Origin of the sequence: Mucilaginibacter sp. Bleaf8 (assembly GCF_018390515.1) — a bacterium.
Classification (GTDB): Bacteria; Bacteroidota; Bacteroidia; order Sphingobacteriales; family Sphingobacteriaceae; genus Mucilaginibacter.
In genome coordinates this window covers 1,648,485-1,660,694 of record NZ_JAHBBK010000001.1, presented here as the reverse complement: position 1 = coordinate 1,660,694, position 12,210 = coordinate 1,648,485, and the positions used below count along the sequence as shown (strand labels likewise).

Below are 12,210 nucleotides of genomic sequence, written 5' to 3'. Positions count from 1 at the left end.
ATAGGTTTGATAATCCAACGCTATTGGCGGTCGGTTTTTAAATGGGCTTTTATTACCGAATCTTTTTGGGCAGGCGTAAGCTTATAATTAAAGTTAAACAAGGCGCCTTCCCAATCGCCGTAAGATGGGTTGGGTATAATGATGTAGCGGCTACCAAATTGCTGCATCAGCCTTTGTGTTACCTGTTCGCGGTTTTGCTCGGCCGGGTGGTTGTCATACAGCACATCAAAATCGAGCAGGTTATCGCCGCATAACAAAACAATGTTGTATTTGCTTAATACCTGCTGGCGGCGGCTCTCTTTGCTTGATGAGCTGGTTTTAAGGATTAAGTGCTCGTTGTCGGCATTAGGAAATCCGTAGCGTTGCAAATTTTTAAGCGTGCCGGTGCGCTCGTCTTCATCACGGTTGGTGATGTAAAACACCGATACGCCTTTGCTGGCGGCATACTTAAAAAATGCCGGCGCGCCAGGCACAGTATCACACTCTGCTTTGGCCGTCCATGCCTTCCAGGTGGCTGCATCATATTCCTGGTTATTAGCAGCACGCATAGCATCGTAAGGGCTGTTGTCCAGAGCGGTTTCATCAATATCAGTAACTAGAGCCAGCGGCTTGCTGCCCGGTTGCTTTACCGCTTCATCCAAACGTAGCCTGGCTATATTATAAGCCTGAAAGCACAACGCCTTGTACTCGGCCGAACGTTGCTGCCATAATGATGACCATACTTTACCGCCATTGGCCAATGATACGGATGTTGTTTTTTGAGGAATTTTGCAGGCCGTAACTAAAGCCAGCGCTGATATAAGTAAAGCTGAAATTTTTTTCATGATGCGGTGCATTGTACAAGTCATCCAAAGCTAATAAACAATAAGGCAAAATAAAAAACGCCACTGCATTGTAAAGGCCATGGCGTTTGGTGTTGCTGTTGTTTAATCAGTACAGCTTTTATAACAATTCCGGTTTAATCTTCTCGGTAAACTCTTTGGCAAACTTGTTTAGCTTGGGTTGTATTACAAAAGCGCAGTATGGCTTCAGCGTATTATCAACAAAGTAATTCTGGTGGTAATCTTCGGCCGAATAGAAAGTGCTTTCAGGCACCACCTGCGTAACAATAGGGCTGTCAAATACCTGTTCTTCGGTCAGTCTTTTTATCATGGCTTCGGCATGTTGCTTTTGCTCATCATTATGGTAAAATATAGCTGATCTGTACTGCGTACCCACGTCATTACCTTGGCGGTTTAGGGTAGTAGGATCGTGCGTTTTAAAAAATATCAGTAACAGCTCATCAAAGCTTATGGTATCTGCATCATATTCTACTACAATCACTTCAGCATGCCCGGTATCACCGTTGCACACCTGCATATAGGTAGGGTTTTCGACATGGCCGCCGGTATAACCCGAAACAACTTTCTCAACGCCTTTCACTGTCTGGAAAATGGCCTCGGTACACCAAAAGCAACCGCTGCCAAATGTGGCTTTCTGTATGTTCATACCCAATATTTACGAAAAGTATGCCAATGCGATTTTAATACATCATGCAAATGTTAAACTAAATAACCTGCGGCCTGTAAAGGCTAATGGGCCTTTAGGTAATTACGTGGGCCCATTGAATACAGTTTGAAATAATTAGAACGCTGCCAATATAGCAGGTCGTTTAGTTAATTTCCAGTACATCGCGGCCCGGTATTTTGGGGAAATGGGTATGCGGCTCGCGTTGGTACCAGTAAGCAACGGTAATAATATCCGAGTTTTGCGGCAGGTACCTGCCACCATGTCGCCAGCCTAAATCCTGAATAGTTACTTTCAGGCCTTTTTCAAACCGTACCGGATCCATGATATGCCAGCGGTACATGCCAAACCGCTCCTGTGAGTTATACACGCCATCGGGCCTTATTACCTGGTGCAGGCCGGCATAGGCGGTGGAGTACTCCTCGTACTGGTGTGTTTTCTGGTTTTCGAAATTATACGATCCGCAAAAATAATCTTCCGTACCGGTGCCTACAATGGTGGCGTAATCTTTATCATCGTCCATGAAGAATTTGATTTCGCCTTCGCCCCACCAACCGTTGTTGCGAACGCCCACAGCCATAAATGTACCCACGTACTGGCCCTTGCCCTTAATGTTATCCACAATGGTATGCAGCGAACCGTTACCTGGCGCTGAGCGGCGGTATTGGGCATGGAAATAACCTTCATATTCGCCAACGGGGGTTAAAGTATAATCTACCTGGTAGTACAGGCGCATAGGTTCCAGGTTGTTGATGTTTTGAACCGTAATGCGGCACTTTTTACGAAAAGGCATTTTCCAGTAGCAATTAAAGGCGCTGCCCGGGTTTACGGTTATGGCAAGTGAATTGAGCGGCGCATACTGGTTCCAGGCCATGCCAAAAAATGCACCTATGGGTGCCTCTATCGAAGGTTCTTTTTCATCGTCCCAGTAAAAGCGAATAATCGAGAACTGCCAGTTGCCGGTAGGCGTCATCCAAATGTGCTGAATGGCGCCGGGGCCGTCCATCTCGGCAATAGTAAAAGTTTCGTTGGGGTTGATGATGATAAAAGGGTTCACTTTCCAGCCCTTACCCAGTATACCGGCCGGGTCGGCAGCGTTGGCCACATTACGTTTGCCTTTGTCGGCTACAGGGTCGGCCATGCCGCCTTGTCCTTTTTTGCCGCTAAAGTTTTCGGGACTGATAGACCGGGTTTGTGCATCCGACAGGCGCGATAAATTACCCATGTTCATATCCAGGCCATTAAATTTTGCCGGTTGCTGCGCATAGGCGCATAGGCCAAGCCATACCGAAGTAATAAGCAGTACAAACTTTTTCATAGTTTAATGTTGGTTAGTTACATCAATAGCTAAACCGGGGTGGTTTTATAGCTTATTGATGTAACCAAAATAAAGCATTTGGCTTTAGCTGTCCAAATAGGTGTTTACATTAAACGAAAAGTTTGTTGTCGGTAAGTGAATAATTGTGGGCGTTTCCCTGTGGGCCGGGCTTTCCGCTCATACGCCTGCAGGCCTTAGGCGCAGGGCCGGTATACGCTGCAATCCCTAACGCATACCGGCGCATGGAGCATATTTTTATTTTTTGGCTTGGTAAGCTACCGTATAATCGGCGGATTCGTCGGTTTGCTCGCGGCCGGTTTTGGTGTTGAGCTTTAAAGGTTTCTGTAGTAGCTGATTATTTTTAAGTTCAAATTTCAAAGCCAGCGTATCGGTCATGCCTTCCTGCATAAACGTCCAGGTGGCATCAATCATGTCGCCGCTGCGGGTGCCTTTTAGCGTGCCTTTACGGCTGTCTTTTTCATAAGGTGTCCAGTTCATTTGCCCGGTTACCGTTGCGCCCTGCAGGTTGAGGTAAACGGTGGTACTATCCAGATTGGTTTTGCCCTCGGTACGCACAAAGCGCAGCGTGTCATGAACGGGCGCGCTGGGTACATCACGTTCGGTAATAATGGTATCGGTGGTGGTGCTGCTTGAAACGGTATCGGCAGTATTCGTGTTATTTTGCGGTGATGAGCAGGATGCTATAGCCAACGCTGCCATACAGATCGGAATAATATATTTCATAGTAGCATAAACCGATGGCTGGGTTAAAAGTTTAAAGTGGCGAAGATGCTATGGCCCTTGAGGGTATATAAGTTGAGTATAAATACGTATGTTCTTTACTGCGTATTATTTTGATAATCTTTTAGTTGAATGGATTTTAACTTTGAGTAAATAATCAAGGCCTGATTACTAAAGGTGTAAGCTGAAAAGCCTGAATAGAGTAAGCATAAAACACAATTACAAACTAACATTTATGGCAAATTCTGTAATCGACACAAAAACCGACAAGCATACGTTTGGCGTATGGCCTGTTAAAGAAACTGTTACTACAACACTTTCGTTGATACTAACAGGACCGGATACATTCGGGCTGAATTACCAGGCGCAGTATTCTGGTATCAAAAGCGGAACAGTTTCTGGTGGCCCCTATGCCGTTAGTGGCAATGGCAGCTTTGTAGTGAACGACAATCCGAAAGTAACGGTTACCATTTCCAACTATTCCGACTCGGGTAGCTACATTTCCATGCACATACAAATTACGGTTGATATTCCTGTTATAGGTACCGAAACTATTTTCGATGAAACGCTGGGCGGCCCTTACGGCAGCAACAACCTAAATGAGATTGTAAACCATATCTCTACCCTGAAAGCTTCATAAATTCAGGTAAAGTGATTGAAACAACAAAAGCGCTGATTGTAATCAGCGCTTTTGTTGTTTTAGTGTGTATAGATTGGGCGGCAGACCGAAGCCTGCCGATATAGTAGTTTGTAATGTAGAAATTAGGAATAGCGGGAATAGTTATTAAATAATATTTTAAATTAGCACCTAAATCAATTCCTTATTTATGCATTTCAGTGGTTTACTTTCGGCGGTTCTGGGAGCTCCAGAAATAATATTAATGATAGTGGTCTTTCCTTTGTACTTCCTGCCTGCAATCGTTGGCAGAAACAAACGGAATGCGATCTCTATTGCGCTTTTGAATTTTCTTCTTGGCTGGACATTGATTGGTTGGGTGGGGGCACTCATTTGGGCGCTTACAAAAGATAACGTTCCCCCTGCACAGTTCGGTTCACCTATTACAGCACCATCGTATTCTAAGTCAAATCCAGAACTGTTGTTAGAATATAAACAATTGTTGGATAATGGCGCAATTACTCAATCTGAATATGATAGTAAGAAGCAGAAACTGTTAAACAGCGATGTGTAATGCTTGTATGCAACAAGCATTACTGTTAACTGTGTATAATATGAAAGCCGGACCTCTTGGATCCGGCTTTCATATTACGGTTGCGTTTTTTTCGCTTCCTGCATCGGGTTACCGCCGGTGCTGGCACCGCGTATGGTGTTTTGCTGTTTAAACAGTTCAAAGCGGGTTGGCGTGTATTCACGTGGCCAGCTGTTATTGGTATCGTTAATGTCGGCCGTTTCGCGGTAAGGGTCAAGCTTAATGCCGCGCACCTCTTTGGTTTTTGCAAATACCTTGGTTACCTTCTGCTCATTTTTGCGCCAGATGTAGGCCGATATTTTCTCCACTTCCTTGCTGCCATCGGCATACGTCCACTCAATAATCAAAGGCATTGGTGTACCGCCCTGGTTGCTGAAACTGATCTCGTAAAAATAATTCTGCGTATCGTACAGCTTTTTCTCTTCCGGCGATAAGGCATCATACATAGCTTTATAGCTGGCCTCGCTTACCGGTGTGGCGGCAAAGCGGTCGTACTTGCTGTAAAAATCCTGCAGGGCCGTGTCGGCTTCTACAGCAAAGCGAGTACCGGCAGCTTTATTGCGGGTGGTGCTGATGTTTTGCAGGTTGCGGTCAAACTGTTCGCGGTCAAACGACGCTTCGGTTTTCGGGTTTTTGGTGTTAAGGCGGTAGTATTTTACGCTGTCTACAGAAATATCAACCGGGTCGGTGCTGTAAAACCATCCGCGCCAGAACCAGTCCAGGTCCACCGCCGAAGCATCTTCCATCGTGCGGAAAAAGTCGGTAGGTGTAGGGTGCTTAAAGGCCCAGCGGTGCGAGTAGGTTTTAAAGGCATAATCGAACAACTCCCTGCCCATCACCGTTTCACGCAGAATGTTCAGTGCGGTAGCCGGCTTAGCGTAAGCATTAGGGCCAAAACGTACAATGTTTTCGGAATTGGTCATGATGGGTTCCAGCTCATTCTTCGGCAGTTTCATGTAATCCACAATCTTGTACGCCGGACCACGGTTCGACGGGAAGTTCGGATCCCATTCCTGCTCGGCCATGTACTGGCAAAAGGTGTTCAGGCCCTCGTCCATCCAGCTCCACTGGCGCTCGTCGGAATTCACAATCATCGGGAAAAAGTTGTGACCCACCTCGTGGATAATTACCCCGATCATTCCATTTTTGGTAGCCTCACTATAAGTACCGTCCTTTTCGGCCCGGCCATAGTTAAAGCAAATCATCGGGTATTCCATACCGTTGCTGGCCTCAACCGAAGTAGCACAAGGGTAAGGATAGGGGAACGTGTGTTTTGAGTAAGTGCGTAAAGTATGCGCTACTACTTTAGTAGAGTAACGGCGGTACAGCGGATAAGCCTCCGGCCCGTAAACCGACATGGCCATTACCTTTTTGCCGCCATCAATCTGTACACCCATAGCATCCCACACCACACGGCGTGATGATACCCAGGCAAAGTCGCGCACATTCTCGGCATGCCAGGTCCAGGTTTTGCGGGCTTTGCTGTGGCCTTTCATAGCCTGCTTAGCCTCAGCCAGGGTAACCACCTCAACCGGCTCTTTGGCGGTTTGGGCCTGCTGCCAGCGGCGGTATTGTGCGGCAGTAAGCGTTTGTGCATAGTTGGAGCACTGCCCGGTGCCATCCACCACGTGATCGGCAGGTACGTTGAGGTTCACTTTAAAATCGCCGAAGGTAAGGGCAAACTCGCCACGGCCGGTAAACTGCTTGTGCTGCCAGCCCTGAAAATCACTGTACACGGCCATGCGCGGATACCACTGCGCCATGGTGTACAGATAGTTATTATCTTCGGGGAAGTACTCATAGCCGCCACGGCCACCAATGGTTAAGCGGTCAGATATATTATACCACCATACAATCTTGAACTTAAATTTAGCGCCAGCCGGCAGGGTTTGCGGCAGGTCAATACGCATCATGGTTTCGTTAATAGTATATTTCAGGTTGTTGCCGGCGGCATCCTTAACCGAAACAATGTGATTACCCAGTTCCAGATTATGGCCCATGATGCTTTGCAATTGGCGCAGGCTCATTTTATCCTGCATGCGGCTCTCATCAAACTTGGCGCTCTCGGCATTCTTTTTATGCTCGTTTTCGTCAAGCTGTAGCCACAGGTAAGTCAGCGGGTCGGGCGAGTTGTTGGAGTAGGTAATGGTTTCGGTACCATCCAGGCGTTGCTTTTCGTCGTCCAAACGGGCATCAATCTCGTAATCGGCTTTCTGCTGCCAGTATTTTGGCCCCGGTGCGCCCGATGCCGAGCGGTACATATTCGGGTCGGCCAGCATTTGTCCCAGCTGTTCAAACTTATTGCCATGGTTAGAGCCTGGATTGTATTGCAATTGCTGCGCCTGGGTAAGGCAGCTAAGCAATAATGAGCCGGCTAAAAGTGAGTAAAATTTCTTCATTAAAAACGGATTAACTGATAACGTTCAATACACATAATGAGCGCTATGCCAAATATAGCAGATGAAAGGAACAATGTCCACTCCCGGCGCTGTATGCGTAACAAATTAAGCATCACAAAAGCTAAAAGCAACACAACTGTTACAATAAGCAGCTGCCCAAACTCCAGCCCAAGGTTGAAAGCGAATAGCTGCGGTATAATATTCTGGCTTTTTCCCAGCAAGCTTTTCAGATAGTTGGAAAATCCAAGCCCATGTATCAATCCAAAAAACAAGGCCAGTATATAGGTAACCTTCATGGTGGCCGGCGAGCGTTTTTTGCGTACAATGTTAATAAAACTGGTAAATACGATGGTAACCGGAATCAAAAACTCGATAAGTGAGGTATTGATGTGCAAAATATTTAATGCACTAAGCGCCAGTGTAAGCGAGTGCCCAACGGTAAAGGCCGTAACCAGCACAAGTACCTTGCGCCAGTCGGCCAGCAGGTAAACGCCGCATAAGGCGGTAACAAATAAAATATGGTCATAACCCTGCCAGTCGCAGATGTGTTGCCAGCCTAATTGAAAATATAACGAAAAATCATGCATCGGCTTAAAATAATGAAACCGTAATAATAGTTTAAATTTGCATAATTTAGAAGTTGAATGATAAGCGTTTTACCATCCCTGTCCCTGCTGTGGGCTACACTGTTGCACCCATTTTACGTAAGCGTAACAGAAATTAATCATAACGCCCGCACGCAATCGGTCGAGATTAGCTGCCGTATGTTTTATGATGATCTGGAGCATGCACTCAATAAACAATACCGTGCTCATATTGACATTGTAAAGCCGGTCAACAAAGAGGAAGTAAACAAGCTGCTGAGCGATTATGTACGTAAGCATCTTATCATTAAAGCAGACGGCAAAGTGCTATCGCCCGCTTATGTAGGCTACGAAATACAGGAAGACGGCGCCTGGGCCTACCTGGAAGTAAAAGGTATACCCCGGCCAAAAAAAGTAGAAGTACACGATGATGTGCTGTTTGGCGAACACCCCGAACAGATCAATATGCTGCACGTAACAGTGAATGGCAACCGGCAAAGTACCAAGCTGGATAATCCCGATGCCAACGCCAGCTTTAGTTTTTAACCAAAAACGGCTTACTCAACCCGCCCGGAAGCTGGTTAGGTAAGCCGTTTTAATTTGGGTGATAGGTTAGGTAAATTAATACCGGGTTACATTAAATTCTGATACGCCGCCTTTAAAGTTGATGTATATTTTGTTGGGGGCGCTGGCAAAGCCTGCAGTGGTGTAATGCTTGTTGTCAACTTTGTCAAACCCCTCAAAATCGGTTGAGGTAAGGCCGCTGGCGGTTACAATATCGCAGGCAGCGTTTTTAGGGATACTGATTTCAATTTCCGAAACGCCGGCCGTTACATTTACCGTGGTAACCGGTTGGTTGGCCGCCAGTTTTACTTTGTAAGATGCCGCCCCGCCATGTAAACCTAAGTTGCGTATTTTAAAACGCGATAAGTCAAAGTTTAATTCAGCAGCGCCGCCACGCATGTTAATATCCCATACGGGCATATTATTGAGCCTGATATCGGCCGAGTTACTATGACCGTTACTCCAGTTAAAGTTGTTACTGCCGTGCCCGTGGCTCTTCATGTCAAAATTCAGCACCGTAACCGAATCTTCTTTCTCGGTGGTAAGGGTATAAGGAATGCTGTATTCGCGGGCTTCGGCCTTAAACAGCGCACCGGTTGTATCATTCAGTTTATAAGTGGTAGCGCCGCCCGATATATTTAAGCGGGCAAACTTAACTTCGGGCATATAAGCCTGCTGGTAAGTGTTCAGTTTGGCATCAGTTACCGAATCGGTGTCATCATCATTGTCGCCATCATCATCGTCGCCGTCATCGTCTATGTTGTAATGAAAGTTATACAACGGGTTGTTGTGGCGGTTACCTACATTGCTGAACAAAATCAGCGCAAAGCCACCTACAATTACCAATACCCTTACTATGGTTGCCCATAATGTTCTGCGGCTGGCCAGTAGAAGGTTTACCCCGGCTATTACCAAAAATACCGGCCACAGGTAAATTAGATTTGCCCAATGAAAATGGATGAGGCCAAAGTTGTTCAGTAAAAACAAGGTGCCTATCAGTACCAGGATCATTCCCGGATATAATCTGTCGTTTCTCATGGCTTTATTCAATTGGAGGTTTAGGTGCAGATATAGTTTTTTTGCCCGATGTGATGATAAATACCACACCTATAGTGATGGGGATGATGGGCCAAAGGTGCTCCATATCAACATTAGGTATAAAGTTAAACTCGTCCAGCAGTAAAAATACGCCCAGCAGTACCAGCACCAAGCCACCAATCAGCCCGGCGTTTGATGGCCGGCGTGCCTGTTTGTTGAAAACCTGCCCAAACTCGTTGTGAGGCGGTGTCGTATAGTCAACCCCTGGGGTAGTAAACTCATAACTTTTGCGGGGCAGTACAATCCATAATACAATGTAAATCAAAAAGCCGCCGCCTTTAAAAATCAGGGCCAGTAAAAAGATAAACCTGATGATGGATGCCTCGGTGTTGAAATAATCAGCCAGGCCTGCACAAACACCACCAATTACTTTGTGCTGTTCGTCGCGATATAGTTTCTTTTGCATAACTTTTAGTTTTAAGTGATTTTATCATAACTGGCCTAATACAGGTTTAATCATCACCTCGTCTACATTAGCGCCGCTACTCATGTTATAGCAGCTGATAATGGCCGCGGCTACATCATCTGCAGCTACAAATCTATCCGGATTTAGATCGGTACCTGCCCATGATTCGGTTAGGGTAGAGCCTGGTAAAATGGCCGTTACCTTTACGCCGTGCTCCTGCATTTCGAGCCTCATTATATTACTAAGACTATACAGCGCAGCTTTTGTTACACCATAAGTTCCGGCAGTTGCAACAGGCGCTACCGAGGCTACCGAACAGATGTTAAAAATGTGCCCTTTCCGTGCCGCCATCATGGTTTTACCAAAATAGCGGTAAAGCTCATAAGCAGGCATTACGTTGGTGTTCATCTGGCGGTTAAAGGCCTCATCATCATCATCCAGTATGCTTGCGTATTCGAATATCCCTACGTTATTCACCAGTACTTTAATAAAGCCCAGTTGCTGTTGGGCATGGGTAGCAAAATCAATCACCTGCTGCTTAATACTGCAGTCGGTTACACGGGTAATTACTTGTATATTGGGGTTTACCTGTAGCAATTCATTTGTCATTTGCGTTAAATCTTCAACATTGCGCGAACAAATTGCCAGGTTTAATCCTTGTTTAGCAAATGCGAAGGCAATGGCGCGTCCAATGCCTTTGGTAGCTCCGGTTATCAGTGCGTTTTCCATACGTTTAAAATTATCGGGTAATTATAATCCGTAAAGCTTTATAATTTTAAATGTATTTTTAACAAAATTTTTTACAGAACCGATGTTTCATAGTTTAGGCAAGTATATTTTACTCATCCGTTTAAGTTTTAAGCGTCCTGAAAAATTTAGAGTTTACTGGGCCGAAGTGATGCGCGAGATGGTATCCATCGGTGTCGGTTCTTTAGGCATTATCAGTATCATATCCGTATTTATCGGTGCAGCTACTACTATTCAGATTGCGTTCCAATTGGCCAGTCCGCTTATTCCGCGCACTATTGCCGGTAGTATCGGTCGTGATACCACTATTCTGGAGTTTAGTCCAACCATATCGGCACTGGTGCTGGCGGGCAGGGTAGGCTCCAGTATGGCATCGCAAATTGGTACCATGCGCGTAACCGAACAGATTGATGCCTTGGAAATTATGGGCGTAAACGCGCCCGGCTTTTTAATTGCACCTAAAATTATAGCCAGCATAACCATGATACCCTTGTTGGTGATTATCTCGATAGCCCTGGGTATAGGCGGCGGTTACCTGGCCTGTTTAGGCAATGGTGAAATTACCCCAGCCGAGTACATGTTAGGTGTACACGATGGTTTTAACCCGATTACTATACAGGTGGCTCTGGTAAAAGCGTTTGTGTTTGGTTTCATTATATCTTCTATCTGCTCATACCAGGGTTTTTATACCGAAGGCGGCGCGCTTGAGGTGGGCCAGTCGGCCACACGTGGCGTGGTTTACAGCTGTGTAATGATTTTATTTGCCGATCTGGTAGTAACCCGTTTAATGTTATGATTCAACTTAAAGACATCCATAAAACCTTTGGAGAGAACCATGTTTTGCGCGGCATAAGCGCCGAACTGAAAGCCGGTCAGAATAACCTGATCATCGGCGGTTCAGGATCGGGTAAAACCACCTTGCTTAAATGTATTGTGGGTTTGCATGAACCATCGCAAGGACAGGTTACCTTTGACGGGCAGGATTTTACCGCGATGGATTTTGAGCAGCGTGTGCCTATCCGTAAGCAGATCGGTATGCTGTTCCAAAACTCGGCTTTGTTCGATTCCATGACGGTAGAGCAAAATATCATGTTTCCGCTGGATTTGTTTACCACCATGAGCCGTTCCGAAAAGCAGGACCGTGCTAATTTTTGTTTGGAGCGGGTAAACCTGAAAGATAAGAACAAGCTTTTCCCGGCAGAGCTATCCGGCGGTATGAAAAAGCGGGTAGGCATTGCCCGCGCCATTGCCATGGAGCCTAAATATTTGTTTGTGGATGAGCCCAACTCCGGTCTGGATCCTAAAACATCTATTGTAATTGATGAGCTGATTGACGAGTTGACCAAAGAGTATAATATCACTACCGTGATTGTAACCCACGATATGAACTCGGTAATGGGTATTGGTAATCACATCATCTTTTTACACCAGGGACAAAAATGGTGGGAGGGATCCAACCATGAAATTGCCCATACGGATAACCAGGAGCTGAACGATTTTGTGTTTGCCAGCAAGTTTACCCAGGCGGCACGAGAAAAACTGTAAGTCTTTCCGGTTGTGAGTGGTATGTTGTGAGTTGTGTGTATCTTTGCAAAAATGTAAGCGGCCTACTGGTGTTTGTTTCAACCTTGGGGCAGAC

14 protein-coding genes are annotated in these 12,210 nt (G+C 45.9%); 5 read left to right on the top strand and 9 right to left on the bottom strand.

Annotated features, from left to right (window positions below; all coding sequences use genetic code 11):
* Positions 1-20 precede the first annotated feature (20 nt).
* From KHS38_RS07190 to KHS38_RS07175, 4 genes are all read right to left on the bottom strand, one after another.
* Positions 21-824 (bottom strand): 5'-nucleotidase, lipoprotein e(P4) family, encoded by an 804-nt coding sequence (locus tag KHS38_RS07190; protein WP_213487813.1) that lies wholly within the window; start codon positions 822-824, stop codon positions 21-23.
* Positions 825-942: 118 nt separating this feature from the next.
* Positions 943-1,488, bottom strand: coding sequence for a peptide-methionine (S)-S-oxide reductase MsrA (msrA, locus tag KHS38_RS07185; protein ID WP_213487812.1), 546 nt, complete (start codon positions 1,486-1,488; stop codon positions 943-945).
* Positions 1,489-1,651: 163 nt separating this feature from the next.
* The gene (locus tag KHS38_RS07180; RefSeq protein WP_213487811.1) at positions 1,652-2,824 is read right to left on the bottom strand and encodes a glycoside hydrolase family 172 protein; all 1,173 of its coding nucleotides are present in this window, start codon (positions 2,822-2,824) and stop codon (positions 1,652-1,654) included.
* A 255-nt stretch (positions 2,825-3,079) separates the two neighbouring features.
* Positions 3,080-3,568 carry a hypothetical protein gene (locus tag KHS38_RS07175; protein WP_213487810.1) on the bottom strand — a complete coding sequence of 163 codons (489 nt, stop codon included), beginning with the start codon at positions 3,566-3,568 and terminating at the stop codon, positions 3,080-3,082.
* 232 nt (positions 3,569-3,800) lie between these two features.
* Between KHS38_RS07175 and KHS38_RS07170 the strand changes: the two genes are divergently transcribed.
* Both KHS38_RS07170 and KHS38_RS07165 read left to right on the top strand, forming a co-directional pair.
* A complete protein-coding gene (locus KHS38_RS07170; protein WP_213487809.1) occupies positions 3,801-4,205 on the top strand; it encodes a hypothetical protein in 405 nt (134 codons plus the stop codon).
* Positions 4,206-4,392: 187 nt separating this feature from the next.
* Entirely contained in the window at positions 4,393-4,755 is a 363-nt protein-coding gene (locus KHS38_RS07165; protein ID WP_213487808.1) for a superinfection immunity protein, read from the top strand.
* A gap of 74 nt (positions 4,756-4,829) precedes the next feature.
* Here KHS38_RS07165 and KHS38_RS07160 read toward each other — a convergent pair whose 3' ends face one another.
* On the bottom strand, positions 4,830-7,172 hold the full coding sequence (locus tag KHS38_RS07160) for a M1 family metallopeptidase (protein ID WP_213487807.1): 2,343 nt from the start codon (positions 7,170-7,172) through the stop codon (positions 4,830-4,832).
* Complete coding sequence (locus KHS38_RS07155; RefSeq protein ID WP_213487806.1) at positions 7,172-7,759, bottom strand: HupE/UreJ family protein; 588 nt, start codon at positions 7,757-7,759, stop codon at positions 7,172-7,174. The genes KHS38_RS07160 and KHS38_RS07155 overlap by 1 nt, the downstream gene beginning before the upstream one ends.
* A gap of 57 nt (positions 7,760-7,816) precedes the next feature.
* Here KHS38_RS07155 and KHS38_RS07150 point away from each other — a divergent pair, with 57 nt between their 5' ends.
* Entirely contained in the window at positions 7,817-8,302 is a 486-nt protein-coding gene (locus KHS38_RS07150) for a DUF6702 family protein (RefSeq protein WP_249665302.1), read from the top strand.
* 75 nt (positions 8,303-8,377) lie between these two features.
* On the opposite strand, the gene KHS38_RS07145 is transcribed toward KHS38_RS07150, so the two are convergent.
* The 3 genes from KHS38_RS07145 to KHS38_RS07135 are packed head-to-tail and all read right to left on the bottom strand — an operon-like array spanning position 8,378 to position 10,553.
* Positions 8,378-9,358: a toast rack family protein gene (locus KHS38_RS07145; protein ID WP_213487805.1), complete on the bottom strand. Its 981-nt coding sequence runs from the start codon at positions 9,356-9,358 to the stop codon at positions 8,378-8,380.
* Between the two features lie 4 nt (positions 9,359-9,362).
* On the bottom strand, positions 9,363-9,824 hold the full coding sequence (locus KHS38_RS07140) for a PspC domain-containing protein (protein ID WP_213487804.1): 462 nt from the start codon (positions 9,822-9,824) through the stop codon (positions 9,363-9,365).
* A 24-nt stretch (positions 9,825-9,848) separates the two neighbouring features.
* Positions 9,849-10,553: an SDR family NAD(P)-dependent oxidoreductase gene (locus KHS38_RS07135; RefSeq protein WP_213487803.1), complete on the bottom strand. Its 705-nt coding sequence runs from the start codon at positions 10,551-10,553 to the stop codon at positions 9,849-9,851.
* Positions 10,554-10,635: 82 nt separating this feature from the next.
* Between KHS38_RS07135 and KHS38_RS07130 the strand changes: the two genes are divergently transcribed.
* Together KHS38_RS07130 and KHS38_RS07125 are read left to right on the top strand one after the other, a co-directional pair.
* Positions 10,636-11,367, top strand: a complete 732-nt coding sequence (locus tag KHS38_RS07130) for an MlaE family ABC transporter permease (protein WP_213487802.1) — start codon at positions 10,636-10,638, stop codon at positions 11,365-11,367.
* On the top strand, positions 11,364-12,116 hold the full coding sequence (locus tag KHS38_RS07125) for an ABC transporter ATP-binding protein (protein ID WP_213487801.1): 753 nt from the start codon (positions 11,364-11,366) through the stop codon (positions 12,114-12,116). Before KHS38_RS07130 ends, KHS38_RS07125 begins: the two co-directional genes overlap by 4 nt.
* The last annotated feature ends 94 nt before the right edge of the window (positions 12,117-12,210 follow it).

Bases quoted from the DNA above. Each gene is read 5' to 3' on its own strand.
- KHS38_RS07135 (WP_213487803.1), bottom strand. From the start codon at position 10,553: ATGGAAAACGCACTGATAACCGGAGCTACCAAAGGCATTGGACGCGCC.
- KHS38_RS07130 (WP_213487802.1), top strand. From the start codon at position 10,636: ATGTTTCATAGTTTAGGCAAGTATATTTTACTCATCCGTTTAAGTTTT.
- KHS38_RS07160 (WP_213487807.1), bottom strand. From the start codon at position 7,172: ATGAAGAAATTTTACTCACTTTTAGCCGGCTCATTATTGCTTAGCTGC.
- KHS38_RS07150 (WP_249665302.1), top strand. From the start codon at position 7,817: ATGATAAGCGTTTTACCATCCCTGTCCCTGCTGTGGGCTACACTGTTG.
- msrA (WP_213487812.1), bottom strand. From the start codon at position 1,488: ATGAACATACAGAAAGCCACATTTGGCAGCGGTTGCTTTTGGTGTACC.
- KHS38_RS07155 (WP_213487806.1), bottom strand. From the start codon at position 7,759: ATGCATGATTTTTCGTTATATTTTCAATTAGGCTGGCAACACATCTGC.
- KHS38_RS07170 (WP_213487809.1), top strand. From the start codon at position 3,801: ATGGCAAATTCTGTAATCGACACAAAAACCGACAAGCATACGTTTGGC.
- KHS38_RS07180 (WP_213487811.1), bottom strand. From the start codon at position 2,824: ATGAAAAAGTTTGTACTGCTTATTACTTCGGTATGGCTTGGCCTATGC.
- KHS38_RS07190 (WP_213487813.1), bottom strand. From the start codon at position 824: ATGAAAAAAATTTCAGCTTTACTTATATCAGCGCTGGCTTTAGTTACG.
- KHS38_RS07165 (WP_213487808.1), top strand. From the start codon at position 4,393: ATGCATTTCAGTGGTTTACTTTCGGCGGTTCTGGGAGCTCCAGAAATA.
- KHS38_RS07125 (WP_213487801.1), top strand. From the start codon at position 11,364: ATGATTCAACTTAAAGACATCCATAAAACCTTTGGAGAGAACCATGTT.
- KHS38_RS07145 (WP_213487805.1), bottom strand. From the start codon at position 9,358: ATGAGAAACGACAGATTATATCCGGGAATGATCCTGGTACTGATAGGC.
- KHS38_RS07175 (WP_213487810.1), bottom strand. From the start codon at position 3,568: ATGAAATATATTATTCCGATCTGTATGGCAGCGTTGGCTATAGCATCC.
- KHS38_RS07140 (WP_213487804.1), bottom strand. From the start codon at position 9,824: ATGCAAAAGAAACTATATCGCGACGAACAGCACAAAGTAATTGGTGGT.